This is a genomic window from Agromyces sp. H66 (genome assembly GCF_004959775.1).
Taxonomy (GTDB): domain Bacteria; phylum Actinomycetota; class Actinomycetes; order Actinomycetales; family Microbacteriaceae; genus Agromyces.
The window spans coordinates 224,406-250,061 of record NZ_SJZG01000004.1 but is presented as its reverse complement, the minus strand read 5'-3'; the positions used below and the strand labels follow the sequence as shown (position 1 = coordinate 250,061).

26 protein-coding genes are annotated in these 25,656 nt (G+C 71.8%); 13 read left to right on the top strand and 13 right to left on the bottom strand.

Annotation, left to right across the window (positions count from 1 at the left end; translation table 11 throughout):
• Positions 1-12: 12 nt before the first annotated feature.
• Entirely contained in the window at positions 13-1,104 is a 1,092-nt protein-coding gene (locus EZM51_RS09260) for an SDR family NAD(P)-dependent oxidoreductase (protein WP_136707967.1), read from the top strand.
• A 141-nt stretch (positions 1,105-1,245) separates the two neighbouring features.
• Positions 1,246-1,929, top strand: coding sequence for a GNAT family N-acetyltransferase (locus EZM51_RS09255; RefSeq protein WP_136707966.1), 684 nt, complete (start codon positions 1,246-1,248; stop codon positions 1,927-1,929).
• A gap of 10 nt (positions 1,930-1,939) precedes the next feature.
• On the opposite strand, the gene EZM51_RS09250 is transcribed toward EZM51_RS09255, so the two are convergent.
• Together EZM51_RS09250 and EZM51_RS09245 are read right to left on the bottom strand one after the other, a co-directional pair.
• Entirely contained in the window at positions 1,940-2,809 is an 870-nt protein-coding gene (locus EZM51_RS09250; protein ID WP_136707965.1) for an LLM class flavin-dependent oxidoreductase, read from the bottom strand.
• A 10-nt stretch (positions 2,810-2,819) separates the two neighbouring features.
• Entirely contained in the window at positions 2,820-3,965 is a 1,146-nt protein-coding gene (locus EZM51_RS09245; protein WP_169053851.1) for an NAD(P)/FAD-dependent oxidoreductase, read from the bottom strand.
• On the opposite strand from EZM51_RS09245, the gene EZM51_RS09240 reads away from it, so the two are divergent.
• Complete coding sequence (locus EZM51_RS09240) at positions 3,952-4,374, top strand: MarR family transcriptional regulator (RefSeq protein WP_136707963.1); 423 nt, start codon at positions 3,952-3,954, stop codon at positions 4,372-4,374. The two genes, EZM51_RS09245 and EZM51_RS09240, sit on opposite strands and share 14 nt — an antisense overlap.
• 161 nt (positions 4,375-4,535) lie before the next feature.
• Positions 4,536-5,354, top strand: coding sequence for a VTT domain-containing protein (locus tag EZM51_RS09235; protein ID WP_136708090.1), 819 nt, complete (start codon positions 4,536-4,538; stop codon positions 5,352-5,354).
• A 2-nt stretch (positions 5,355-5,356) separates the two neighbouring features.
• On the opposite strand, the gene EZM51_RS09230 is transcribed toward EZM51_RS09235, so the two are convergent.
• The gene (locus EZM51_RS09230; protein ID WP_136707962.1) at positions 5,357-6,487 is read right to left on the bottom strand and encodes a helix-turn-helix transcriptional regulator; all 1,131 of its coding nucleotides are present in this window, start codon (positions 6,485-6,487) and stop codon (positions 5,357-5,359) included.
• 137 nt (positions 6,488-6,624) lie between these two features.
• Between EZM51_RS09230 and EZM51_RS09225 the strand changes: the two genes are divergently transcribed.
• Together EZM51_RS09225 and EZM51_RS09220 are read left to right on the top strand one after the other, a co-directional pair.
• The gene (locus tag EZM51_RS09225) at positions 6,625-8,334 is read left to right on the top strand and encodes an FAD-binding protein (RefSeq protein ID WP_211195867.1); all 1,710 of its coding nucleotides are present in this window, start codon (positions 6,625-6,627) and stop codon (positions 8,332-8,334) included.
• Positions 8,335-8,369: 35 nt separating this feature from the next.
• Positions 8,370-8,909, top strand: a complete 540-nt coding sequence (locus EZM51_RS09220; protein ID WP_136707960.1) for a hypothetical protein — start codon at positions 8,370-8,372, stop codon at positions 8,907-8,909.
• A gap of 39 nt (positions 8,910-8,948) precedes the next feature.
• Here the strand turns inward: EZM51_RS09220 and EZM51_RS09215 are convergent, their stop codons facing one another.
• From EZM51_RS09215 to murI, 4 genes are all read right to left on the bottom strand, one after another.
• Positions 8,949-9,884, bottom strand: coding sequence for a cation diffusion facilitator family transporter (locus EZM51_RS09215; protein ID WP_136707959.1), 936 nt, complete (start codon positions 9,882-9,884; stop codon positions 8,949-8,951).
• A gap of 101 nt (positions 9,885-9,985) precedes the next feature.
• Positions 9,986-10,618 carry an RdgB/HAM1 family non-canonical purine NTP pyrophosphatase gene (rdgB, locus tag EZM51_RS09210; protein WP_136707958.1) on the bottom strand — a complete coding sequence of 211 codons (633 nt, stop codon included), beginning with the start codon at positions 10,616-10,618 and terminating at the stop codon, positions 9,986-9,988.
• Positions 10,615-11,397, bottom strand: a complete 783-nt coding sequence (gene rph, locus EZM51_RS09205; RefSeq protein WP_136707957.1) for a ribonuclease PH — start codon at positions 11,395-11,397, stop codon at positions 10,615-10,617. Before rph ends, rdgB begins: the two co-directional genes overlap by 4 nt.
• A complete protein-coding gene (murI, locus tag EZM51_RS09200) occupies positions 11,394-12,296 on the bottom strand; it encodes a glutamate racemase (RefSeq protein ID WP_136707956.1) in 903 nt (300 codons plus the stop codon). Before murI ends, rph begins: the two co-directional genes overlap by 4 nt.
• Positions 12,297-12,376: 80 nt before the next feature.
• Between murI and EZM51_RS09195 the strand changes: the two genes are divergently transcribed.
• Entirely contained in the window at positions 12,377-13,696 is a 1,320-nt protein-coding gene (locus EZM51_RS09195; RefSeq protein ID WP_136707955.1) for a nicotinate phosphoribosyltransferase, read from the top strand.
• A gap of 12 nt (positions 13,697-13,708) precedes the next feature.
• Here EZM51_RS09195 and EZM51_RS09190 read toward each other — a convergent pair whose 3' ends face one another.
• From EZM51_RS09190 to EZM51_RS09180, 3 genes are all read right to left on the bottom strand, one after another.
• Entirely contained in the window at positions 13,709-13,996 is a 288-nt protein-coding gene (locus tag EZM51_RS09190) for a DUF3039 domain-containing protein (protein ID WP_136707954.1), read from the bottom strand.
• Between the two features lie 64 nt (positions 13,997-14,060).
• Positions 14,061-15,635 carry a hypothetical protein gene (locus EZM51_RS09185; RefSeq protein ID WP_136707953.1) on the bottom strand — a complete coding sequence of 525 codons (1,575 nt, stop codon included), beginning with the start codon at positions 15,633-15,635 and terminating at the stop codon, positions 14,061-14,063.
• A complete protein-coding gene (locus tag EZM51_RS09180; protein WP_349236062.1) occupies positions 15,611-16,684 on the bottom strand; it encodes an ABC transporter ATP-binding protein in 1,074 nt (357 codons plus the stop codon). The genes EZM51_RS09185 and EZM51_RS09180 overlap by 25 nt, the downstream gene beginning before the upstream one ends.
• A gap of 136 nt (positions 16,685-16,820) precedes the next feature.
• Between EZM51_RS09180 and EZM51_RS09175 the strand changes: the two genes are divergently transcribed.
• Both EZM51_RS09175 and EZM51_RS09170 read left to right on the top strand, forming a co-directional pair.
• Positions 16,821-17,420 carry a hypothetical protein gene (locus EZM51_RS09175; protein ID WP_136707952.1) on the top strand — a complete coding sequence of 200 codons (600 nt, stop codon included), beginning with the start codon at positions 16,821-16,823 and terminating at the stop codon, positions 17,418-17,420.
• A gap of 231 nt (positions 17,421-17,651) precedes the next feature.
• Positions 17,652-18,344, top strand: coding sequence for a phosphocholine cytidylyltransferase family protein (locus EZM51_RS09170; protein WP_136707951.1), 693 nt, complete (start codon positions 17,652-17,654; stop codon positions 18,342-18,344).
• Positions 18,345-18,440: 96 nt separating this feature from the next.
• Here the strand turns inward: EZM51_RS09170 and EZM51_RS09165 are convergent, their stop codons facing one another.
• A complete protein-coding gene (locus EZM51_RS09165) occupies positions 18,441-18,977 on the bottom strand; it encodes an ECF transporter S component (protein ID WP_169053849.1) in 537 nt (178 codons plus the stop codon).
• A gap of 82 nt (positions 18,978-19,059) precedes the next feature.
• On the opposite strand from EZM51_RS09165, the gene EZM51_RS09160 reads away from it, so the two are divergent.
• The 4 genes from EZM51_RS09160 to EZM51_RS20840 all read left to right on the top strand — a co-directional run bounded on the left by EZM51_RS09160 (position 19,060) and on the right by EZM51_RS20840 (position 23,287).
• Positions 19,060-19,875 carry an ABC transporter permease gene (locus EZM51_RS09160; protein ID WP_136708088.1) on the top strand — a complete coding sequence of 272 codons (816 nt, stop codon included), beginning with the start codon at positions 19,060-19,062 and terminating at the stop codon, positions 19,873-19,875.
• The gene (locus tag EZM51_RS09155; protein WP_136707949.1) at positions 19,875-20,648 is read left to right on the top strand and encodes an ABC transporter ATP-binding protein; all 774 of its coding nucleotides are present in this window, start codon (positions 19,875-19,877) and stop codon (positions 20,646-20,648) included. Before EZM51_RS09160 ends, EZM51_RS09155 begins: the two co-directional genes overlap by 1 nt.
• 555 nt (positions 20,649-21,203) lie before the next feature.
• On the top strand, positions 21,204-22,052 hold the full coding sequence (locus EZM51_RS21060) for a hypothetical protein (protein WP_248305555.1): 849 nt from the start codon (positions 21,204-21,206) through the stop codon (positions 22,050-22,052).
• A gap of 143 nt (positions 22,053-22,195) precedes the next feature.
• Positions 22,196-23,287 carry a hypothetical protein gene (locus tag EZM51_RS20840; RefSeq protein ID WP_211195866.1) on the top strand — a complete coding sequence of 364 codons (1,092 nt, stop codon included), beginning with the start codon at positions 22,196-22,198 and terminating at the stop codon, positions 23,285-23,287.
• Here the strand turns inward: EZM51_RS20840 and EZM51_RS09140 are convergent.
• Both EZM51_RS09140 and EZM51_RS09135 read right to left on the bottom strand, forming a co-directional pair.
• Positions 23,284-24,579 (bottom strand): CDP-glycerol glycerophosphotransferase family protein, encoded by a 1,296-nt coding sequence (locus tag EZM51_RS09140; RefSeq protein ID WP_136707948.1) that lies wholly within the window; start codon positions 24,577-24,579, stop codon positions 23,284-23,286. The two genes, EZM51_RS20840 and EZM51_RS09140, sit on opposite strands and share 4 nt — an antisense overlap.
• Positions 24,580-24,729: 150 nt before the next feature.
• Positions 24,730-25,590, bottom strand: a complete 861-nt coding sequence (locus tag EZM51_RS09135; RefSeq protein ID WP_282568139.1) for a glycosyltransferase — start codon at positions 25,588-25,590, stop codon at positions 24,730-24,732.
• Between the last annotated feature and the right edge of the window lie 66 nt (positions 25,591-25,656).

The following is a 25,656-nucleotide window of genomic DNA, read 5'->3' as shown; positions in this document are numbered from 1 at the left end:
AGGAACCCGAGATTGAGCACCACCAAGACCCTCACCGGTGACGACTCCATCAAGACGTGGCTCGAGCATCCGGTCGGCGGCCCGATCCTGCGCGACCTGCTGACGCAGTCCGGGCAGGACGCGGGCGTCCTGCGCCCCGTGCATCGCCTCGCCATCAAGCGGCTCATCAAGCTGAGCAAGGGCCGGTTCTCGCAGGAGCTCGTCGACGAGCTCGTGCAGCGCGCCGCAGCCGGCGACGTCCCCGCCGACGACGCGGCCACGGCCGCCTCCGCCGCCGGAGCTTCCGCGACGTCCGATGCGACGACGGATGCCGCGACCCACGCGCCCGTGGTCGAACGCCCCGAGTGGGTCGAGCGCATCGATCAGGGCCGCTTCGCCGGGAAGACCGTCATCGTCACGGGCGCGGGGTCGGGCATCGGCCGCGCCACCGCGTCGCGCATCGTCCGAGAGGGCGGCCGCGTGATCGCCGTCGACGTGTCGCAGGAGCGTCTCGACGAGTTCGCGGCCGAGCACCCCGGCGCCGACGTCGTGACACTGGTCGCCGACATCACCGACGACGCCAAGGTCGCCGAGATCGTGGGCGCCGCGGGCGAGCGCATCGACGGACTCGCGAACGTCGCCGGGATCATGGACGACATGACGCCCGTCGGCGAACTCACCGACGCCGTGTGGAAGCGCGTGTTCGCCGTGAACGTCGACGGCACCATGAAGCTCATGCGCGCCGTCGCGCCGGTCATGCTCGCGCAGGGACACGGCTCGATCGTGAACACCGCGAGCGAGGCCGCGCTGCGCGGCTCGGCGGCCGGCGTCGCCTACACGGCCTCGAAGCACGCCGTGGTGGGCCTCACCAAGTCGACGGCCTTCATGTACGGGCCGAGCGGCCTGCGGGTGAACGCCGTGGCCCCCGGCCCCACCATCACGAACATCGAGGCGACCTTCGCGTCGCCCCTCGGCGCCCAGCGCGTGCGGCAGGCCATGGCGGTGCTGCCGGATGCCGCGGAGGCCGAGGCGCTCGCGGCATCCATCACCTTCCTCCTCAGCGACGACGGCGTGAACGTCAACGGCGTCGTGCTCGCGAGCGACGGCGGCTGGTCCGCCGCCTGATCCAGACCGTCGTCGTCACCTCGGGCTCACGACGACCCCCCGTCGCGGCCGGCCGACCGCCCCTCCCCCCTCCGGCCGGCCGCGACCCCTCGCCGTCGCCCGCATCGGCGGGTACCATCGCACCCGAGGGCCAGGTGTGCGATGACCGAACGGAGCGCGACATCCGTCCCAGCAGGGCGCGACGCGAGCCTGCGGGACCGTCTGCGGCACGCCCTCGCGTGGCTGTCGAAGCACAGTCCCGTGCGGCGGCCCGGCTGGATGCGCGGACCGGCCGTTCCCGATGGCGTGCGGTCGCCCACCATCGCCACGGAGCGCCTGGTGCTGCGACCGCATCGCCTCCGAGACGCCGCGGCATGGTACGCACTGCAATCCGATCCCGAGGTGCTCCGCTACCTGGCATGGCCGCCCAGGTCGCGCCTGCGCTCGTTCAAGCACCTCATCGACCGGACGCATCACGTCGACCTCCTTCGCAAGGACGACTTCCTGGCGCTCGCGGTGATGCTCGACGGGAAGCTCATCGGCGACGTCTCGATGCACTTCCGCGCGACCGAATTGCCCGACCGCCAGTTCGAGATCGGCTGGATCATCGCCACCGACCAGCAGGGGCACGGCTATGCACGCGAGTCCGCCGACGGCATGCTCGGCCTCGCATTCGACCGGATGCGAGCCAAGCGGGTGATCGCGAAGATCTGGTCGCAGAACGAGGCCTCGAGGGTGCTCGCCACCCGGCTCGGGTTCGTCGAGATCTCGAACTCCGACGACGAGCGGGTGATGGCCCTCGACGTGGACGGCTACCGGGCCTCACACGGCCGGGGTCGCTCCTGAACCGGCGACATCAGGGTCGCGGCGGCCCCGCGCGGAGCCGGTCGCGCGCATACTCGGCGACGCGCTCGGCCGGCACCTGCCAGTCGGCCTCGAGCCACCACGTGACGCCCGCGTCGGCCCACGGGCGCACGACCGCGGCATCCGCCTCGGGGTCGACGCCGCCCGTGGTGCCCTCCTGCACGACGTCGAACGGCCGGGCGCCGAGTCCGAGCCGATCGCGCTCGGCGCGGATCCAGGCGATCGCCTCGGCGGCGATCGCGGGCGTGTAGAGCCGCTGCTGCTCGTCGGGCCCGGTGGGCGACGCACCCGGCGGGGCGTAGTTGGGGATCCAGCCGTCGTACCGCGCCACCCGGCGCATCGACCGCGGCCTGGGCCACAGGCCGACGACCCAGGTGGGGATGCGCGGCTCCTGCACGATCGCGGGCGGCAGCATCTGCTCGGTGCGCTGCGCACGGTAGTGCCGGCCCGCGTACTCGAAGGGCTCGGCGCGCCAGAGGTGCTGGAGCAGTTCGAGGCCCTCGTCCATGAGCTCGGCGCGGACCTTGCGGCCGGGGTCGTCCTCGAAGATCCAGAACCGCTGCTCCACCTCGGCCGGCACGCCGAGTCCGGCCGAGAGGATGACGCGCCCGTTCGAGAGGCGGTCGACCGTCATGGTCTGCCCCGCGAGTTCCCACGGGCGGCGGCGCGGCACCGGCGTGAGCATGGTGCCCAGCCGGATGCGCTCGGTGACGGTGGCCGCCGCCGCGAGCGTCGACCACGGGTCGGTCGCCCAGATCCCCTCCCATACGAAGAAGGCGTCCCATCCGGAGGCCTCCGCGAGTTGCGCGAGCTCGACCGCGAGGCCCGGCTCGGTGCCGGTGAAGATGAATCCATGCCGCATGGCGGCGACGCTATCGGCGACCTCCGACAGGAGACCCCTGCCACGCGATCTCGTGGTTGTAGAGCCAGTCGTTGCGGGTGTCGTCGGCGGCCTTCCTGAGGAACATCGGCAGCATCGCGTCCCGGATCGCGATGCCGAGACGGGATCTCGTCACCCGCTTCTGCCGGTTGATCGCCCTGGCGTAGCCGACCACCGCCTCGACGCGCGGCTGCCGCAACCGCTGGTACTCGGCGAACGCCGTCGCGTGGTCGGGCGCGTCGCGCAGGCACCGGGCGAGCGTGATCGCATCCTCGAGGGCGAGGGATGCCCCCTGGCCGGCGCTCGGCGAGGTGGCGTGCACCGCGTCGCCGACGGCGACCACGCGGCCACGACTCCAGTGCGGCACGTGCACGAGGTCGTCGATCGGGTAGCCGCCGAGCTCGCCCGCAGCGTGCCGGAGGATCTCCGGCACGGGATACGGGTCGTCGGCGTGCAGCTCGCGCAGCACGGCCAGCCACTCCTCGGCGGTCACGGCACGCAGCGCGTCGCGGTCGGCCGCGGGATGCGTGACGTTCGCGAACCAGTAGACCTCGCCGTCGTGGCGCACGAGGTACCCGAAGAACGATCGGCGGCCGAACACCATGTGCTGGGCCTCGGGGGTCGGCGCGAGGCCGGGCACGCGGGCGACGCCGCCGAGGCCGACGAGTCCGGAGTACGCGGGCGACGGGGCATCCGCATCGATGTGGCGACGCGTCGGCGACCCGACGCCGTCGGCGCCCACGAGCAGGTCGCCGTCGGCGGTGCGGCCGTCGGCGAAGAACGCCCGCACCGCGGCATCCGCCTGCTCGATGCGGTCGAGCCGCGCGCCGAAGGTGACCGGGATGCCCGCCTCGCGCACGGCGTCCCGGAGCACGTGGTGCAGGATGCCGCGTCGCACCACGACGCTGCCCCGCTCGGGGTCGCGGGCCGGCCCGTTCGGCACCGTGCCGAGTCGCTTGCCCGTGCTCGACCACATGATCAGGTGCGGCGACCGGTGCCCCTTGTCGACGATCCGCTCGCGGAGGCCGAGCCGGTCGAGCACGGCGAGGCCGTTGGTGGCGACGTTGAGGAAGAGGCCCGCCTCTGGGTCGGGCTCTGCGGTCGCCTCGAAGATCTCCGAGGTGATGCGCGAGTTCATGGCGCGAGCCGTGCTCTTCCAGGACGCCGTGGCGAAGTGGGGCGGCCTGAACGGCACCGACCTGCAGTGCGCGAGCCTGCTCATGAGCGAGGGGCCCGCGACCCCCGGCGAACTCGCCGAGCGCACGGGCCTGACCGCCGGCGGCGCCATCACGACCGCGATCGACCGACTCGAGCGCGCCGGGTTCGTCACCCGCGACCGCGATCCGAGCGATCGGCGCCGGGTGATCGTCACGGCGATCCCCGAGGCGATCTTCGCGCGGTTCGGCGAGGTGTACGGGCGCGTGAGCGCTCGCTGGAACGCCTACCTCGAGACGCTCACCGATGAACAGCTCGCGTTCGCGAACGAGCTCTTCGCGCGCGCGGCCGAGGTGAACCGCGAGGAGATCGAGCTGCTTCGCGGGCGCTGACGACGCGGACGCGGGCGGATGCCGCGAGCCCGCGTCATCCGCTCGGATGATTCAGTGCGCGCACCCAGTCGGGCGGTGCATCCGCTGGGTAGACTGCAACGACACCACGCCGCCTGCTGACCGGCATCCGCCGTGCCCGACGACGACAGGAGATCCCTGTGATCCATACCGCCCTCATTCCGTGGCTCGACCCCGAGACGATCATCGCCTCGGCCGGCCCGTGGGCGCTCCTCGTGGTCTGCTTCATCGTCTTCGCCGAGACGGGCCTGCTCGTCGGGTTCCTCCTTCCCGGCGACACGCTCCTCGTCATCTCGGGCCTGCTGTCGCACTCCACGCCGGCCGCGCCCAACGGCGTGTTCGGGGTGAATATCTGGTGGGTGTCGCTGCTCATCGGCGTCGCGGCCTTCCTCGGTGGCGAGGTCGGCTACGAGATCGGGCATCGCGGCGGTCCCAAGGTGTTCGAACGCAAGGAGAGCGGGCTCTTCAGCGTCAAGAACGTCGAACGCACGAACGCGTTCTTCGAGCGCTTCGGCGGGCTCACGATCATCCTCGCCCGCTTCGTGCCGATCGTGCGCACCTTCGCACCGGTCGCCGCCGGCGTCGGCCACATGCAGCGCGGCCGCTATACGCTCTACAACTTCACCGGCGCCGTGCTCTGGGGCTTCGGGCTCACCATGTTCGGGTACCTCATCGGGTTCATCCCGCCGGTCGCGTACCTGGTGCGCGAGTACATCGACATCATCCTGCTCATCGCGGTCGGCGGCACGGCGCTCGTCACCCTGTGGCACTACTTCAGCGAGCGCCGCAAGGCGAAGAAGGCCGAGGCCGCCGGCGAAGACGTCGTCACCGACGAAGACGAGGCCGAGGAGCTCGTGCTCGACCCCGACGTGTTCGACCGCCCGCCGCACTTCGACGGCGACCGTCGCGGCGAGCACGGCCCGGGCCGGCACGGCGACGAACGGCCGCCGCACGACCGCTGAGGTCAGGTGAACCAGCCCGTCGGCCCGACGTCGGTGCCCATGCGCGGCACGTACTGGTCGAAGTAGACGCGTGAGATGAGCTCACGACGGCTGCGCACCCCGGCCTTGTCGAAGACCGACTTGAGGTGGTCCTGCACCGTGTAGGCGGAGACGTGCAGGGTCGAGGCGATCTCCTTCGTGTCGACACCCTGCAGCACGAGCCGGGTGACGTCGCGCTCGCGCGGTGTGAGCCCGAACGCCGCGACCACGAGGGCGACGATCTCGGGGGGACGCGCCTCTTCGATCGTCACCACGACGTCGCCGACGGCACCGTTCGCGCCGCGGAGGGGCGAGGCGTGCAGCAACAGCCACACGCCCGATCCCGTGCGCACCCGGGCACGCGGAAGGGAGGCGCCGGGCGTGCCCAGCGCGTGACGCGCCGCCCCGACGAGCGAGGTGACGAGGCTGAGCGGATCGCCGCCGTGCACGTCGCCGCGCAACTGCTCGAGACGTTCCTCGGCGCCGAGGCTGATCTGCGAGATGCGGTCCTGCGCGTCGACGATCACGACGGCCGGGCCCGTGGCATCGGGATCGCCCAGGTGACCGGCCGCGAGCCGGGCGAGCATGCCCGAGCGCACGCCCCGCGCGAACGACTCCGACAGTCGGCCGAGGAACTCGACCTCATCGGGGGCGAAGCTCGGGTCGTCGCTGCCGCGGAAGATCGCGAGGGCACCCCACACCCCCGAACCGTCGCGGAACAGCAGCCTGGCCTCGTCGGCGAAGCCGTACACCGGTCGCATCAGCCGGGTCATCCGCTCCGACCGCTCGACCTCGCCCGACGTCGCCTCGTGCATCCCGATCGCCCGGTGCTCCGAGACGGCGAGCGAGCGGAACGACGTCGCGTCGGCCGACCCGTACTCGATGATGCCGAAGAGCTGGTCGTGAGCGTTGTTGCTCACGAGGGTGCCGTACTTCCGAGCGCTGGTGAGCATCATCGTGGCGGGGTCGTGGGTCCCGACGCAGGCGCCCACCCACGGCACGGCACGTTGCACCGACGCGGTCGCCTCGGCCAAGAAGTCGTCGAGCCCGAGCCCGCCGCGCGACAGCACGTCGAGGTCGCCCAGCACGCGGGCCTCGGTCAGACGGGTTCTCACCGAACCAGTATGCGCCCGGCAGGGCCCGCGATCCTATCCCAGATCGCTGGGGATCTCGAGTCCAGATCGCCGGGAGCGGGAAGTGTGCGGTCGCTCGGGATACCGACGAGCGGCTCCCCGCCCGCATGCTGTCGGACGTGACCATCACGATCGACACCGCACCCATCGACGAGCACGGCTACCTCGTGCACGCCGAGGACGCCACGGCGCAGCTGTGCCTCGCGCTCGTGCGCCTCGAGACCGAGCTGCATGCCCGGGGGCTGCCCCGCTCGGCGGTCGGCGAGCTCCGCGTGCTCGCCGTCGACGGCGCGCACGCGGCCGAGCTCGTCGACGTCGTCGCCGAACGATTCGACGACACGACGGCGCCGGCGATCAGCTGCGTCGAGGTCGAACGACTCGCCCTCGACGGGATGCTCGTCGCGGTCTCCGCCGACGTGACGGCCCGCACGCGAACCACCCATTGGAAGAAGGACTCCGACATGAATCCCTCGCTCATCGAGACACCGACCCTCCGCGATGCCGGCACGGTGTTCCTGCCCGACGACCCGGGCTACGACGACGCGCGCACCCCCTGGAACCTCGCCGTGACCCAGCGGCCCGCCGCGGTCGCCGTGCCGCGGTCGATCGAGGAGGTCGCGCGCGTCGTGACCGCGGCGGCCGGGCTCGGCCTCCGCATCGCGCCCCAGAGCACCGGCCACGGCGCCGCGGCGCTCGGCGCCCGGTCGCTCGACGACGTGCTGCTGCTCCGCCTGCACGAGCTCACCGGCGTCACCGTCGATCCCGAGCGCCGGATCGCCCGCGTGCTCGGCGGAACGCTGTGGCGCGACGTGGTCGCCGCCGCCGCGCCGCACGGGCTCACCGCCCTGCACGGCAGCGCGGGCGACGTCGCGGTCGCCGGCTACGTGCTCGGCGGCGGCCTCTCGTTCTACGGTCGCCGGCACGGGCTGGCAGCATCCCACCTGCGCGCGGTCGAGCTCGTGACCGCCGACGGCACGCTCGTGCGGGCGACCGCCGACGAACACCCCGACCTCTTCTGGGCGCTTCGCGGCGGCGGCGGCAACTTCGGCGCCGTCGTCGCCCTCGAGATCGAGCTGCTCCCCTACCCCGATGTCTTCGCCGGCATGCTGTTGTGGGATCTCGCCCGTGCCGACGAGGTCACCCGCGCATGGCGCACGTGGACGGCGGACCTGCCCGACTCGGTCACCACGTCGCTGCGCTTCATGCGGTTCCCGCCGATCCCCGAGCTCCCGCCGTTCCTCAGCGGCCGCAACCTCGTGGTCATCGACGGAGCCGTGCTCGAGGACGACCCGCGCGCGGCCGAGCTGCTCGCCCCGCTGCGCGCGCTCGACCCCGAGATGGACACGTTCGCCCGCATCCCGGCCGAGGGCATGCTCGCGGTGCACATGGACCCGCCGGGTCCGACCCCGGCCGTCGGGCACCACGCCCTGATGGCCGAGCTCCCGGATGCCGCGATCGACGCGCTGCTCGCGGTCGTCGGCCCCGGCGTGCAGATCCCGCTCATGTTCGCCGAGCTTCGCCACCTCGGCGGTGCGCTCGCCGTGCCTCACGACGGCGCGCTGGACCGCCTCGACGGGGCGTACGCGCTGTTCACCGTGGCACCGGCGCCGACGCCCGAGATGGCGGAGGCCGGCACCGCGGCCGCCGATGCCGTGGTGGCCGCGCTCGGCCCGTGGGCGTCGCCCCGGACCTTCCTCAACTTCGCCGACCGCACGATCGACGTCGCGACCGCCTTCGACGCCGAGTCGTGGGCACGGCTGGGGCAGGTGCGCCGCTCGATCGACCCCTCCGGCGTCTGGACGGCCGCCCACCCGGTCGGCACGGCCTGACGCCCACCTCGACCACCGAAACGAAGGAGCACCACATGCACATCCGACACACCATCGTCGCCGCGGGCCTCCTGGGCGCGCTGGCGGTCGGCGGCACCGCGCTGCCGGCCACCGCCCTGCCCGACGAGTCGAGCGCGGCCCCGCGTCCGAGCCACGCCGCCCAGTCGGCCCTGATCGCCGAGGTCCGCGCCGCGACCGCCCGCTTCCACGACGTGGACGTCGCCATCGCCGAGGGCTACGAGAGCACCCACGAGTGCGCGAGCAGCCCCGACGGCGCCATGGGCATCCACTTCATGAACCCCGACCTCATCGCACCGGGAGCCCCCGTCGACCCGACGAAGCCGCCGATCCTGATGTACGGACCCTCGGCGTCGGGCGAGCTCGAGCTCTGGGGCGTGGAGTTCTTCGAGCCCGAGGTCGGCCAGCCCACCCCGATGCTCGGCGACCAGCCGTTCGACGGCCCGATGCCCGGCCACGATCCGCACATGCCGGTGCACTACGACCTGCACGTGTGGACCGGCAAGCACAACCCGTCCGGGCTCTACGCTCCGTTCAACCCGAGCCTCGCCTGCTGACGGGCACCGCCGCATCCCGTGCGATCACGGGCAGCCGCGTCACCGATGGTGGTGCGGCTGCTCGTGTTCGGCACGGCCCGCGGGCTCGAGTTGGAACGTCGAGTGCGCCACGTCGAAGTGATCGGAGAGGCATCCGCCCAACTCGTCGAGGAGCTCGCCGGCACGACCCGACGCGAACACCTCGGGCTCGACCTCGACGTGGGCGCTGAACACGGCCGAACCCGACGTGATCTGCCAGACGTGCACGTCGTGCACCGCGACGACGCCCGAGGCGCCGAGCAGGTGGTCGCGGATCTCGGCGACGTCGGTGTCGGGCGGGGCGGACTCGAAGAGCACCCGCACGACGTCGCGCAGGAGCGCGAGTGCACGCGGCACGATGAACGCCGCGATCAGGAGCGACGCGATCGGGTCGGCGGCATCGAATCCCGTCACGAGGATGACCACGGCCGCGACGATCACCAGCACCGAGCCGATGAGGTCGCCGAGCACCTCGAGGTAGGCGCCGCGCATGTTGATCGACTGCTTCGCTCCGCCCCGCAGCACGAGCATCGCCGCGAGGTTCGCCACGAGCCCGAGCAGCGCGACCACGAGCATCGGACCGCCCAGCACCTCGTGCGCCTCGCCGCCCGCGCCCGTCACGAGCCGGCCGACCGCAGAGACCGTCACCGACACCGCGACGACCACGAGCACCACGCCGTTCACCAGGGCGCCGAGCACCTCGGCCCGGCGGTAGCCGTACGTCTGCCGGTCGGTCGCGGGACGCGCGGCCACGAGCGCGGCGACGAGCGCGACGACGAGGCCGATGAGATCGCTCGCCATGTGCCCGGCGTCGGCGAGCAGGGAGAGCGAGCCGGCGAAGATGCCGCCCACGACCTGCACCACGAGGAACGCCGCGATGATCGCGATCGCCACCAGGAGCCGCGTGCGGTTCGCCGCCGTCCCGTGGGTGTGCGCGTGGTCGTGCGAGTGTGCCATGTCCCTTCCAGCGTATGCGCGGATGCCGCGTACCCGCCGTGATGGGAATGAGACGCGTTCTCTCCACGGGCGGCCGTGCCTGCGGAGGGCGACGCGCGACGCTAGCGTCCGAGCCGCGAGGCCACGCGCACCAGCTCGGGCACGAGCGCCGCGAATGCCCGAGCCCGGTGGCTGTGCGCGCTCTTCACCTCGGGCGCGAGCTCCGCGGCCGACACCTCGAACCCGTCGGGCACGAAGATCGGATCGTAGCCGAACCCGTTGACGCCCGCCCGCTCGGTCGCGATGCGCCCGGGCCACTCGCCCACTGCGGCGTACTCGAACGGCGTGCCCGCGGCATCCGGCACCACCAGCGCGATGGTGCAGTGGAAGTGCGCCGTGCGGTGCGGGTCGCGGATGTCGCCGAGCTGCGCGAGCAGCAGCTCGAGGTTCGCCTCGGCGCCGCGACCGGGTCCCGCCCAGCGGGCCGAGAAGATTCCGGGTGCGCCGCCCATGACGTCGACGGCGAGGCCGGAGTCGTCGGCGAGCGCGATGCGTCCGGTGTGGGATGCCGCGGCCCGCGCCTTGATGAACGCGTTCTCGTCGAAGGTGGTGCCGTCCTCGACGGGCTCGGGGCCGTCGTACGGCAGCACGACGAGCCCCGGCATCCGCTCGCCGAGGATGTGCTGGAACTCGGCGACCTTGTGCGCGTTGTGGGTGGCGAGCACCACCTCGAGCGGCGTGCCGGCCACGCTCAGGCCGTCGCCTCGTCGGTCGCGGCGAGCGTCGCCTGCTGGACGAGCGCCAGCTCGGCGGTGCCGGCGAGCGCGAGGTCGAGCAGCGAGTCGAGCTCGCGCCGATCGAACGGCGCTCCCTCGGCGGTGCCCTGCACCTCGACGAACAGGCCGCGCCCGGTGGCGACGACGTTCATGTCGGTCTCGGCGCGAACGTCCTCGGTGTAGGCGAGGTCGAGCATGGGCGTGCCGTCGACGATGCCGACCGAGATGGCCGAGACCGTGTCGATGACGGGCTTCGCCCGCTGCCCGATGAACTTCTGCTCACGGGCCCACTCGACGGCGTCGACAAGGGCGACGTAGGCGCCCGTGATGGCCGCGGTGCGGGTGCCCCCGTCGGCCTGCAGCACGTCGCAGTCGATCTGGATGGTGTTCTCGCCGAGGCCCTTGGTGTCCACGACGGCACGCAGGCTCCGGCCGATCAGCCGGCTGATCTCGTGGGTGCGCCCGCCGATCCGGCCCTTCACCGACTCTCGGTCGTTGCGGGTGTTCGTGGCGCGCGGCAGCATCGCGTACTCGGCGGTGACCCAGCCGCGGCCCTTGCCCTGCATCCAGCGCGGCACGCCGTTCGTGAACGACGCGGTGCAGAGCACCTTCGTGTTCCCGAACGAGATGAGGGCGCTGCCCTCGGCGTGCGCGCTCCAGCCACGCTCGATGGTCACGTGCCGCAGCTCGTGGGGCGCGCGGCCGTCGGCGCGCACGAGGTCGGCCGTGGCCGCCTGGGGGTCGGATGCCTCGGTCATGCGTTCTCCTGTCGAAGTTCGGTCGCTGGGCGTGTCGAAGGGTTCGCTCCCCGAGCCGGTCGAAGGGAGCCCGTCGACGCGTGGTGGGGAAGCGTGAGCGCACCGGTCTCGACGAGCTCCACGCTCGGGATCTCGGGCGCGATGAGCCGATGCGCGAGGTCGAGGAACGCGCTCGTCGAGCCGCCCGTCGCCTCGTACCGGTAGGTGGGCGGCGTCGGCGCGCGACGCTCCATGCCGTTCGACACGAGCACGCGGTAGACGTCGTTGGCGGTCTCGACATCGCTCGAGACGAGCGAGACCTGCTCGCCCATCACGTACGAGATGGCGCCCTTGAGGAACGGGTAGTGCGTGCAGCCGAGCACGAGCGTGTCGACGCCGGCCTCGCGGAGCGGCGCGAGGTACTCCTCGGCGACCGAGAGCAGCTCGTCGCCGCTCGTGACGCCGGCCTCGACGAACTCGACGAAGCGCGGGCACGCCGCGGACGACAGGTCGAGGTGCGGGGCGGCCGCGAACGCGTCGTCGTACGCGCGCGACTGGATGGTGCCGACGGTGCCGATCACGCCCACGCGGCCGTTGCGGGTCGTGGCCACGGCGCGCCGCACCGCGGGCTGGATGACCTCGACGACGGGCACGTCGTACCGTTCGCGCGCGTCGCGGAGCATGGCGCTCGACGCGGTGTTGCAGGCGATCACGAGCATCTTCACGCCCTGCGCGACGAGGTCGTCGAGCACGGCGAGCGCGTACCGACGCACGTCGGCGATGGGCTTCGGCCCGTAGGGCGAGTGCTCGAGGTCGCCGATGTAGAGGATCGACTCGTGCGGCAGCTGGTCCTTCACGGCGCGGGCCACCGTGAGACCGCCGACGCCGGAGTCGAAGATCCCGATCGGTGCATCCGTCACGACATCCAAGCTTAGGCGAGCGCGGCGGCACGCTCGCCGCCGGCCCGGGATTGCGGCATCCCGAGCACTAGGCTGACGCTGTGACCGGTTCTGCTGCGCTCTTCACCGACCGCTACGAGCTGACGATGGTGGATGCCGCGCTCCGCGACGGCGCCGGCCATCGCGAGAGCCTCTTCGAGGCGTTCGCACGGCGCCTCCCCGACGGCCGCCGCTACGGCGTCGTCGCGGGCACCGGCCGGCTGCTCGAGCTCATCGACCGGTTCCGCTTCGAGGATGCGGAGCTCGAGTGGCTCCGCGAGCACGAGGTGGTGCGCCCCGAGACCCTCGACTGGCTCGCCGACTACCGGTTCCGCGGCGACATCTGGGGCTACCGCGAGGGCGAGGCGTACTTCCCCGGCTCGCCGCTCGTCACCATCCAGGCGACGTTCGCCGAAGCGGTGATGCTCGAGACCCTCGTGCTGTCGACGCTGAACTACGACTCGTCGGTGGCGAGCGCCGCCGCACGCATGGTCTCGGTCGCGCTGGGCCGGCCCATCGCCGAGATGGGCTCCCGCCGCACCAGCGAGCACGCCGCCATCGCGGCGGCGCGAGCCGCGTACATCGCGGGCTTCGACGCCACCTCCAACCTCGAGGCGGGTCGCACCTGGGGCATCCCGACCATGGGCACCGCCGCGCACGCGTTCACGCTCCTGCACGACACCGAGGAGGACGCCTTCCGGGCGCAGGTCGCGGCGTTCGGCCCCAAGACGACGCTGCTCGTCGACACCTACGACATCGCGAAGGGCGTCGAGCTCGCCGTGCAGGTGGCCGGCACCGAGCTAGGGGCCGTGCGCATCGATTCGGGCGACCTGCCCACCGTGGTCGCCGCGGTGCGCGAGCAGCTCGACGGCCTCGGCGCCGTCGACACGAGGATCACGGTGACCAGCGACCTCGACGAGTTCACGATCGCCGGCCTCTCGGGCGCCCCGGTCGACGCCTACGGCGTGGGCACGGCCGTCGTCACCGGGTCGGGGTTCCCCGCCGCCGGCATGGTGTACAAGCTCGTCGCCCGCCGTGACGACGCCGGCGAGTGGGTGGCCGTGGCGAAGTCATCGACGCAGAAGCTCAGCATCGGCGGCCGCAAGAACGCGGCGCGGCGACTGGACTCCACGCGCACCGCGCGCGAGGAGCTGATCTTCATCGGCGACGGCCCCGAGGGCGAGGCGGAGTTCGAACCGGGCGATCGGCTGCGACCGCTCATGGTGCAACTCATGGAGGGCGGTGTCGCCGATCCCGCGTTCGTCGGCCCTGCGGGCACGGCGGCGGCGCGAGCGCATCGCGCCGAGGTCATGCAGGAGTTGCCGATCGAGGCGTTCCGGCTGGGGCGCGGCGAGCCCGTCATCCCGACGAGCTACCGCTGAGACCCGCCGCCGCTACTGCGCCTTCATGCGCTCGTAGATCTCCTTGCACGTGGGGCACACCGGGAACTTCTCGGGGTCGCGACCGGGCGTCCACTTCTTGCCGCAGAGCGCCTTCACGGGCTTGCCCGTGACCGCCGACTCGAGGATCTGCTCCTTCTTCACGTAGTGCGCGAACCGCTCGTGGTCGCCGGGTTCGATGTGCTCTTCCTCGAGCAGCTTCTCGAGCTCGCGGTCGAGCACGGAGGTGCCACCGCCTGGCGCGTCGGGATCGGCGATGCTCGCGCGTACGGGTTCGATCATGCGCTCGATTCTACGCGCGGATGCCACGACTGCGGCCGACCCGGTCGCACCACCGGTCATGCGGCTACGCGCGCATCGCGGCCGCGAGGATCTCGGGTCCGCGTCGCTCGAACACGCGGCCGCCGAGCCAGATCCCGACGACGAGCACGAGCAGCCCGAGCCCTACGCCCGCCGCGAACGACGCGGTGTGCCATGCCGGGTCCACGAAGAGTCCGAGCGCCCCGAACACGACGGCGGGCAGGGCGACGAGGAGCGAGCCGAACATGGTGATCGACTGCACGAGGGCCGTGACCGCCCCGGTCGACTGCGGCTGCTGGAACGGGCTGTCGCCGGGCTTGACCGCCGGGTACGGGAATCGGGCCGAGGTGATCGCGCCGACGCCGAGGCCCGCGAAGAGCAGTGCGGTGCTCACGCCGATGAGCGACGGCAGGAGCCGCCCGTCGTCGAGGACGAACACCGTGACGGCGCTGCCGAGGCCGATGATCAGCGCGCCCGTTATGAGCACGGGCACCAGCCGGCCCGCACGATCCGCGGCGCCGCGGACCCCCGACGCGACGTGCAACCAGACGGCCGTGCTGTCGTAGGCCGTGTCGTTGTGCAGCGCCCATCCGAGCAGCAGGCACATGAGCGGCACGGGGACGAGCGCCGTGTAGGCGAGCGGGACGCCCGCGAGGCCGAGCGGCACGAGCACGAGCACGGGCACGACGGGGATCATGAGCACCGAAACCCAGTACCGCGCGTCCCGGAACCAGTAGGTGATGCTGCGGGCGGCGACGACACCGGTCACCGTGTGCGGCATCCGATCGAACCATCCGAGACCCCGGTAGCTCTTCGCGGATGCCTCGCGGCCCGGCGAGACGAGCACCTTCGCGACGACGGCCTCCCACGCGAACCACAGGGCGGCGAGCGTGGCCACGGCGATGAGGAGCTTCACCACCGCGGCGCCCCACTCACCGGCCGCCGCGTCACCGGGTGCGGCGAACGCGGCGCCGAGCGGGGTCCAGCCGAGCACGCCGGCGATGGACGCGAGCACGTCGAGGCCCGAGCGCGCCCAGTCGATGGAGATGAGCACCACGATCACCGGCGACAGGAGCACGATGAGCAGGATGCCGATCACGCCGCTGACCTCACGAGCACGACGAGTGGCGAGCAGCACCGAGGCGATCGAGGTCGCCAGGCGGGCGAGGAGCAGGCAGGTGGCGAACGCCAGTGCGGCGCTCAGGATCGCGATGATGGTCTCGCCGGCGCCGCGCGACCAGGTCACCACGGTGCCGGTGAGCACGATGGCGAGCGCGATGGCCGGGATGCCGATCACCGCCGAGACGGCGAGACCGATCGCGAGCGTGCGGTTCGGCAGGCCGAACAACGCGAACCGTCGCGGGTCCATCGTGTCGTCGACGCCGAAGATCAGGGGGAACACGACGAAGCCGACGAAGGTCGCGCCGCCGACGACGACGAACACGTCGCGGATCACCTCGACGTCGTCGATGAAGCGCAGCCCGACGAGGGAGACGAACAGCAGCGCGGCCGCTCCGAGCCCGTACACGAGGCCGACGACGATGCCGACGACCTGCCAGGGACTACGTCGGAAGATGTTCGCGAGCAGGCGCAGTTTCAGTCGGAGAAACTGTGCAACCATTCCATGCCTTCCGCTGCCTTGCGTCCGCCTGCGAGCTCGACGAAGCGGTCTTCGAGGGTCTTCCCGAGGCGCACCTCGTCGAGCGCACCCGACGCGAGCACGCGGCCGCCGATGATGATCGCCGCCGAGTCGCAGACCCGCTCGATGAGGTCCATGCTGTGGCTCGAGAGGAGCACGGTGCCGCCCCCGCCGACGTAGCGCTCGAGGATGTCGGTGAGGTTCGCCGCCGAGACCGGGTCGACCGACTCGAAGGGCTCGTCGAGCACGAGCAGACGCGGGGCGTGGATCATCGCGCACGCGAGCGCGATCTTCTTGGTCATGCCCGCGGAGTAGTCGGCGACGAGCCGGTCGACGGCGTCCTCGAGGCCGAACGCCGCGATGAGCTCGACGCTCCGCTCGCGCACGGTGCGGTCGTCGAGTCCGCGGAGCGACCCCGAGTAGTAGAGGAGCTGCGCACCGGTGAGCCGGTCGAACAGTCGCAGCCGGTCGGGCAGCACGCCGGTGACGCGCTTGGCCGCGCGCGGGTCCGCCCACGCGTCGATGCCGTTGACGTGCACCGCGCCGGCGTCGGGTCGCAGCAGCCCCGTGACCATCGAGAGCGTCGTGGTCTTGCCGGCGCCGTTCGGACCGACGATGCCGTAGAACGACCCCGCCCGGACGTCGAGCGAGATGCCGTCGACCGCGGTCGTGTTGCCGAACCGCTTCACGAGGCCCTGGATCGTGAGCACGCGCGGCGCGTCGGGTGCCGGGGCTGCACGGGCGACGCGCAGCGTGCGCTTCTTCCGCGGCTTCGGCGCGCGGGGCGCGGGGATGACGACCACGGCCTGATCGGCGTCGGATGCCGCGGGCGTCGTGCCCTCGGACCCCTCCGTGGTCACCGGCGCCTCGGTGCCGGGCGCGTCGACGGCCGCGGGCGCGTCGGCCTCGGCCACCGCGGCGGCGACGACCGGGCGCTCGCGCGTGGTCTCGTCGACGTCCGTCGCGGCGACATCGGTCGCGGCCGCCGCCGTGGTGGCGGGCTCCGTCGCGGTGACGTCGGTCGCGGCCACCTCCGTGGTGGCGGGCTCCCTCGCGGCGACGTCGGTCGCGGAGGAGGGCGTCGCCGACGTCTCGGGTGACTCGACCGTCGCGGCCTTCCCCTCGCCGGGCGTTCGGTTCCCCCGCTCTGCGGCGGTCGTCTCGGTCGTGAACGCGGCAGCGACCTGCTGGCGCTTCGTGGTCGTCGAGCCGGTGGAGCGCTTCCTCGTCGTCGCCGAGCTCGCCGTCGACGCGCGTGACGTGCGCGCCGACTTCGCAGCCTCGCCCCTCGCGGCGGCGGCCTTCGACGACGCCGCCCGCGATGCCGGCGTGCGCTTCGAAGGCGTCGGCGCCTCGGGCTGGTCGTCTGACGCCGGCGCGGTCTTCGCACCATCCGACGCGGCCGGCGCCGTCGCGGACCCCTTCGCCGCGGACCCCTTAGCCGCCGCCTTCGGCGCAGTTCCCTTCGCCGCCGCCGCCTTCGCCGCGGTCCCCTTCGTCGCGGCCGCCTTCGCCGTCGTCGACCTCGGCTTCGTCGACCTCGTGGATTTCGCCGTGCCGGATTTCGCCGTGCCGGAAGTCGCGGCCGACGTCGAGGCGCTCGGGCGACGTGGGGCCGCCGGCAGGGCCTCATTCTGCTCGCCCTCGGACGCGGGACGCGCGACAGAAGTCCCCCGATCAGCGGACACCCCCGTGCCGGTGCCTCCGGGAGTTTCGTCGTCGTGTTCTGAGGGCGAAACGGAAGTCACCAACACAACCTACCAATGAGTGCGTCGCCGACGCGCCCCACTACCCCCCGGATGGGGTATTCTGCGGATTTCCTGAGCTTCGTATCACGATCCCACTACGACCGCGTCAACCCCCATGTGCCGGGCCGTGGTCGCCGGTATCCTGTGAGTCGGCATAACGGCGTGTCCACATGTGAACTTCCGGATGAACAGACGACGAACACACGGCAACGTGCGTGTCGCGGCATCCGCCACCACCGAAGGAGATGCAGTGACCACCCAGATCGTGATTCTCGCGGCCGGCATGGGGAGCCGGCTCGGACGATCCCTCCCCAAGCCGCTCACCGAACTCGCCGATGGCCGCACCATCATGCGTCAGCAGTTCGACAACATCGAGCACGCCTTCGGCAACAACGCCAGCGTGACGATCGTCGTCGGGTACAAGCTCGAGCACATCATCGAGGCGTTCCCGCAGGCGTCCTTCGTCTACAACGAGGAGTACGACCAGACGAACACCTCGAAGAGCCTCATGCGCGCGCTGGCGGCATCGCAGTCGGGCGGGCTGCTCTGGATGAACGGCGACGTCGTGTTCGACCCGCGCATCCTCGACCGCGCGCTGCCGCTCATCGCGCGTGACCAGTCGTTCGTCACCGTCAACACCGCCAAGGTGTCCGACGAAGAGGTGAAGTACACGACGACCGCCGAGGGCTACATCAAGGAGCTCTCCAAGACCGTCAAGGGCGGTCTCGGCGAGGCCGTCGGCATCAACTACGTGTCGAGTCGCGACAAGGCGCTGCTCCTGGCGCACCTCTCGCGAGTGGGCGATCAGGACTACTTCGAGCGCGGCATCGAGCTCGCCATCGAGAAGAACGGCATGCTCGTCGAGCCGATGGACGTCTCCGACCTCTACGCGGTCGAGATCGACTTCGCCGAAGACCTGGAGCGTGCCAACCACTTCGTGTGATCCCGCAGCACAGCAGTGAAGAGCGGATGCCTCGTGGCATCCGCTCTTCGCGTGCCGGCGCGATTCGCGCTCAGGCGGCCCGGGCCGCGCCCGCGCTCAGGTGGCTTGCGCCACGCCAGCCTTGGCGAGTCGGCGCGCGACGATGCGTCCGATCCACGTGAACAGCACGGGCGAGAGCACCCACAGCGGCAGCGCGATCGCCCATGCCCACCACGCGTAGTGCTCGGCGCCGAGGCCGATGAAGACGGCGATCGCGATGACGAGCCCCGCGAAGCCGGCAGCGGCGTAGAAGAGCCACGCATCCCAGCGACGGTACCGCGACACGAGGAACGGGATCTCGATGAGCAGCCCGACGAGCAGCCCGGCGCCGACGTAGCGCCACAACCACCACGGCGCGAACGCCGCGCCGACGAGCCCGGCGATGAGGCCCGCGAGCACCGCCATGCCGGGTCGCTTCAGGAACGCGAGTGCGACGACGCTCGGCAGGAAGTGCGTGCCGACCGTCAGGCCGTAGAGCATCGGCCCGAACGCGGCGAACGCGGCGGCGAGATATCCCGACGCGCCGGCGACGACGCCTCCGACGACGCCGATCGCGGCGCAACTGAGCAGGACCCGGGTACTGGTGCGGTGCACGACGCTCCTTCCGACCGGTCGCGGCGCGCGCTGACCGCCTCCTCCAAACCTACCGCCGCGCGGCATCTACGATGAGATCGTGATGAGTGCGGTAACGGTCGGGGGCGCCGGCGACGCGCATCCGCTCCAGCGGACGCCGTGGATCCGGTATCGGCACTCCCTCTGGCTCCTCACGACGCGCGACCTGAAGGTGCGCTACTCGACCTCGGCCCTCGGCTACCTCTGGTCGGTGCTCGACCCGCTGGTGATGGCGGGCATCTACTGGTTCGTGTTCACGCAGGTGTTCGAGCGCCTCGTCGGCACACCGCCGTACATCGTGTTCCTGCTCTCCGCGCTCCTGCCCTGGATGTGGTTCAACGGCGCCGTCTCGGACTCGACGCGCGCGTTCCTCAAGGACGCCAAGCTCGTCCGGTCGACGAAGATCCCCCGCACCATCTGGGTGAACCGCATCGTGCTGTCGAAGGGCATCGAGTTCGTGCTCGCCCTGCCGGTGCTCGCGGTGTTCGCGATCGCGTTCGGTGCGCGGGTCGGCTGGGAGCTCGTGTTCTTCCCGCTCGCCGTGCTCCTGCAGGCCGTGCTCACGGTCGGCGTCTCGCTCATCGTGGCGCCGCTCGTGGTCTTCTTCCGCGACCTCGAACGTGCGGTGAAGCTCATCCTGCGGTTCCTCTTCTACGCGTCGCCCATCATCTACGGGGTGTCGAACCTGCCCGAGGAACTGCATGTCTGGGCGGCGTTCAACCCGCTCTCGGGCATCTTCGGGCTGTACCGCGCCGGGTTCTTCCCCGACGAGCTCGACTGGTTCAACGTGGTGGTGTCCGCCGCGATGTCGGTCGCACTGCTCGCAATCGGGATGCTCGTCTTCCGCGGCAGCGTGCGCCAGGTGCTGAAGGAGATCTGATGACGGATGCCCCGGCCACCGCGCACGCCTCCACCGAGGCCCGCGCCATCCGCGTCGACGGCCTCGGCGTGCGGTTCCGGCGCAATCGCCGCGGTCGTCGCCTGTTCAAGGATCTCTTCGCCGGACGGCGGCGGCGTACGCGGCCCGACGAGTTCTGGGCGTTGCGGAACGTGTCGATCGACGTACGCGAGGGCGAGGCGATCGGCGTCGTCGGACGGAACGGCCAGGGCAAGTCGACCCTGCTGAAGCTCGTCGCGGGCGTGATGATCCCCGACGAGGGCACGGTCGAGGTGACGGGCGGGGTCGCTCCGCTCATCGAGATCACGGGCGGATTCGTCGACGACCTCACGGTTCGCGACAACGTCTATCTCACCGCCGGGCTGCACGGCATGACCCGGGCGCAGATCGATGCCAAGTTCGACGAGATCATCGGGTTCGCCGACATCGGCGACTTCCTCGACACGCCGTACAAGCACCTCTCGAGCGGCATGAAGGTGCGCATCGCGTTCGCCGTGATCTCGCAGCTCGAGGAGCCCATCCTCCTCGTCGACGAGGTGCTCGCGGTCGGCGACAAGGCGTTCCGCGAGAAGTGCTACCGGCGCATCGAGGAGTTGCTCGCGAGCGGGCGCACGCTCTTCTTCGTGTCGCACAACGAGCGCGACCTGCGCCGGTTCTGCACGCGCGGCCTCTATCTCGACAAGGGCGCGCTCGTGCTCGACGCCCCGATCGACGAGGTGCTCGACCGCTACAACGCGGAGCACGGCGGCAAGTAGGCTCGGCAGTCGCGCCGCGACCACCTCACCCGGCACCGCAGTCGCGCCGCCACCACTCCGCCCCCTCCCCCCGCACCGTGGCGGCGCGCGCATCACAACTCTCACCACGCTCGGGCTCACCCCGCGCGGGCCGCCGCTCCGCCCGCGCCCGGCTCGCCGAGGGGATGCACCAACCCGTCGGGCGGCCCGTCGTACCAGCGCCCCGCGGGACTGCACCAGCGGATGGTGCCGTCGGACCGCTGCCAGACACGCCACCCGGTGTGATGCTTCAGCCGATGATGACCGCGGCAGCACGGCGGGATTGTCGTGGTCGGTGCATCCGTCGTGCTCGCACGCGACCGTGTGGTCGAGCTCGCTCTCGCTCGCCGGCCGTTCGCAGCCTGGGAACCGGCACCGCCCGTCGCGAACGCGCAGCCACGCGGCGAGATCGGCGGGCACCCGGCGTGTCGAGCGACCGTACCGGAGCGTCGCGCCCGACACCGGATCGGTGAGGATCGTCCGGAACGACGGCACGTGCGCGAAGAGGTGCCGTGCCGTCTCGGTGTCGATGGGGCCGTGGTTCTCGAGCATGGCCGGCTGGACGCCGTGCCCGAGCAGCGTGAGTGCCGGGATGACGAGATGCACCGTCGCGCGCACCGTGCCGAGGTCGCCGGGATCGGGCGCCCCCAACGGATCGACGCGGCCGATGAGCAGCGCGACCGCCGCGTCGGCCTCGCGCTGCGGCCTGCTGCGCGCATCGCCCGCCGCTCGTACGGCGACGGCGCCCGCCACTCGCGCCCGGATCGCGACCGCCTCCTCCGCAGCGCACAGGAGGTTGACCCAGGCCATGCCGTCGTGGGCCGGCTCGATGACGAGCCGCCGGTCGTCGAGCGCCCGACGCTTGCGGGCTTCGGGGGCCGCGGGCTGGTACCGGTGCTGCATGCGCACGAGCGCCCTGCGGAACCCGACCGTCGTCATGCGGCGCGCCTTCTCGATCGCCTCCTGCTCGAACTCGGTCGCACGCTCGCCGGGCACGAACCCGACCGCGTCGATGAGCGCACGCACGTGGTGCAGCGACACGTCGCCGACGGTGAGCGCCTCGGCCGCCGCCGGCAGATCGACGAGTGCCGTGGCGTCATGCATCAGGGCCGTCGCTGCCCGCTCATGGACCTGCAGCGACGTGGCGAGCTCGGCCGAACAGGCGCGGTCGGCCCACTCCCGGTTCTCGCGTTCGGTGCGCGTCGGGTGCGCCTCGACCGTACGCATCAGCAGCCGGAGCTCGTGCACCCGGCCCAGCTGTTCAGCCTGCAGGGCGCGGATGGAACGCTCGAGCTCGAGGACGCGGTCGAGCGCCTCGACGAGTCGGGCTGCGGGTTCCATGCCTTCATTCGACCACGACCCGCCGACATTCGAAATCACGCTTGATCAGGCCGTTTACCTGTGGACAACTTCCCGGCGTGGGGCCTGTGGAGGACGAGTCGCCGCCCCACACCCCGCGAACGCGGAACTCGGCGTCGTCACGCAACCCCCGGCATCCGCTCGGGTTCGCCGCCTAGGATCGAGCCACCATGACCGAACGCGTGCACAAGATCACCTCGATGGGCTCGAGTGCCCCACGGGAGGACGAGCCCGGCGCCACGCCCGGGAACACGCCCGGCGCCACGCCAGGCGACCAGCCCGACCTCGGGCGCGCGCACGGCGTCGAGCGCGGCATCGACGCGGTGCTCTCGATCCAGCGACCCGTCGTCGTGGCGCACCTGCGCGGCATCCGTCGACGCTTCCCGAACGCCACCACCGACCAGCTCGTGCGCATCCTCGAACGCCGCTACCTCGCGGCCGTCACGACCGGCGGCGCCGCCGTGGGCGCGACGGCGGTCGTCCCCGGCATCGGCACCGGCGTCACCCTCGCACTCTCGAGCGTCGAGACCGCGGGCTTCCTCGAGGCCACGGCGCTCTTCGCGCAGTCGGTGGCCGAAGTGCACGGCATCGCCGTCGAGAACCCCGAACGGGCACGCGCCCTCGTGATGACCCTGATGCTCGGCCGCGAGGGCATCGACCTCGTGCGCCAACTCGCGTCGCAGGCGACCGGCCGCGGCGTGGCCCGCAACGCCTACTGGGGCGAGATCATCACCAACAGCCTGCCGAAGGCGTTCATGGGCACGGTCGTCGATCGCCTGCGAACGGTGTTCCTCAAGCAGTTCGCCGTGCGCGGCGGCGCGGGCATCGTCGGCAAGGCGATCCCGTTCGGCATCGGCGCGGCCATCGGCGGCGTCGGCAACCACCTGCTCGGGCGCAGGGTGCTGCAGCAGTCGCGCCTCGCGTTCGGTGCGCCGCCGGCCCTGCTCCCCCTCGATCTCGAGCCCCGCGGCGACGACTCGATGGTGAAGACGGCGGCGCTCCGGATGGCGCGGGCCGGGGCCGCGGTCGGCGGATTCGCCGTGAGCACGAGCCGCGAACTGCGCGCCGCCACGGGCCGCGCCGTGCGCGAGCGGAAGCGGTCGAAGTCCCGGGCCGCCATCGAGGATGGCTCCGGCGGGGCCGACGAGGGCAGCCACATCGAGGAGGGCGGCGCCGCCATCGAGGATGGCTCCGGCTTCAGGGAGGGCGCCGCCATCGAGGGGCCTGGCGACACGACCGACGCGCCCCGCGCCGGATCCTAGGCGCCGAGCGACTCCGCCTCGTCTTCGTCGTCCTCCTCGAACTCGTCGATCTCCTCCTCGCCCGCATGCAGCGCCGCGAAGCGCTCCCACTCGTCCATGAGGTGGTCGACGGCAGCGTGGAACCGCTTCGTCGTGACGCCCGGGGTGGTGTCGCCGAAGTACCGCTCGACCCAGAACCCGAGCCGTTCGAGCGCCGCCTCGTCGTGGGCGACCTCGTCGATGCGCGCGACCATCGATGCGGCATCCGACACCTCGAGCCACTCGCAGGCCTGCAGGTAGCCGCCCGTGTCGATCTGCGCCTCGGGGTTCGCGGGCCGGGTGATGAGCAGCGGCTTGCCGGCGGCGAGCCGGTCGTACACCATCGCCGAGATGTCGACGATCGCGACATCCGCCGCCGCCAGCTGCCAGCCGAGCGACGGACCGTCGTCGTAGACGTGCTGCGCCGTCGGGTCGGCGGCGTTGGCCGCAGCGATGGCCGCGATGATCTCGCGATTCGCCGCGCCGTACGCGTGGTCGACGACCCCCGAGCGTGGATGCGGCCGGTAGATCACGCGATGCCGGCCCGTGGCGAGGAGGGCGCGCACGAGCGGCACCCCGTGCGAGGCGATCGACCCGTACGCGGCGGAACCGCGATCACCCTCCCACGTGGGCGCGTACAGCACGACGTCGCGCTCATCGGGCGGGTACGGCAGCGAGGTCCCGTCGAGGTAGTGATCGGCCTGCGGTCGCCCGATCGGAATGGCCCGCTTGTCGAAGTCGTAGTCCCACAGCACCTTCTCGAGGCGGGCGCGCGCCGCGTCACCCGCGATGAGCGCGTAGTCGTACGCCTTGAACTGGTTCGTGGTCATGTACATCTTGTCGGACTCGCCGTGGTTGATGAACACGTGCCAGCGACGCCCGTAGCGCATCATCTGGAAGTTCTTCGCGTTCTGGTTCACGTAGAACACGATGTGCAGGTCCTGCTCATGGATCACCTGCTCGAGGTCGACGACGCGTCGCACGTAGGCGACCGGCAGGGGCGACTCGTCGAGCAGGGCCAGCGCCGCGCCCGATGCCCGGCTGAGGATGAGCACGGGATGCGTCTGCGCGAGCTCGGCGAGCGGCTTGTACCACTGGCGCAGCTGGTAGAGGTTGACGCGGCCGTCGGCGAAGTACACCCCGATGCGGTACCGGTGCGGCTCGAGGGGCGGTTGCTTCGCGAGGCGCGAGAGCAGCTCGCGCTGGGCGCGCCGCGACCACATGATGTCCCTGGCCAGCTTGACGGCGCGCTGGGCGTCCCTGCGTAGTCCCACCGTCCAAGGGTAGCGAGCAGGTGGACGCCGGATGTCCCGGCGGCGGCGCCATGGGTTGCCGAGCGATGATCGAGAGCCGATCGTTACGCGTCGCCACGCGCGTCGGACCTGGGCGGGCCGCGGGGCGGACCGGAGCGGACGCCCGGCTCCTCAGACCAGTGGCGGGCGCCCGGCCAGCGTCATGCGCCACACCGTCCGCCACCGGATGGGACGCCGCTCCCCCGCGTCCTGCCGCCAGCCCGCACGCCACCCCGCGAACCAGGCGCGCAGGGCCGACGGGTTGCGCGCCCAGCGCAGCACCTGGATGGCGGTCCACGAGCCCACGTACAGCGGCACGAACACGGCCGGCAGGTTGCGACGGGCGAGCCACACGCGGTTCCGCGCGTTCAGCCGGTAGTAGTACGCGTGGCGCGCCGGATCGATCACCGGATGCCCCGCCTCGAGGTCGCCCGCATACCAGGCGACGCGACCGGTGTCCCAGACCCGCCAGGCGAGCTCGATGCCCTCGTGCGCGTAGAAGAACGGATCGGCCCATCCGCCCGTGGCCTCGAACACGGCACGCGGCATGAGCACCGCGCCCTCCCAGCACGAGAACACCGTGCTCGAGCGCGCGGGGTCGCCCTTGCGGATGCGCGGGATCCACCGGCGCGGCGACACCCGGCCGGACGGGTCGACGACCCGGGGCTGGATCAGCCCGATCTCGGGCCGATCGGCGAGGAGGCGGCATCCGCTCGCGAGGAACCCCGGACTCGGCAGGAACGCGTCGTCGTCGAGGAAGAAGAGCACGTCGCCCGCGACCTCGGGCACGCCGCGGTTGCGGCCGGCGGGGATGCCGAGGTTCTCGGGCAGGTGCAGCGTCTTCACGGCGTCGGGAAGGGCGGGCACGGCGGTCGCCGGGTCCCACCCGTTGCCCACGCACACCACGTCGACCGTCACGTCGCGCTGGTCGAGGACGCTCCGGATGCCGCGTGCGAGATCATCGGGCCGGGTGCCCATCGTGAGCACCACCACGCCGACGCGCGGTCGCGCGTTCGCTGAGCCCGTCGAAGCGGACGCCCCGTCGGCAGGGTCGGGGAC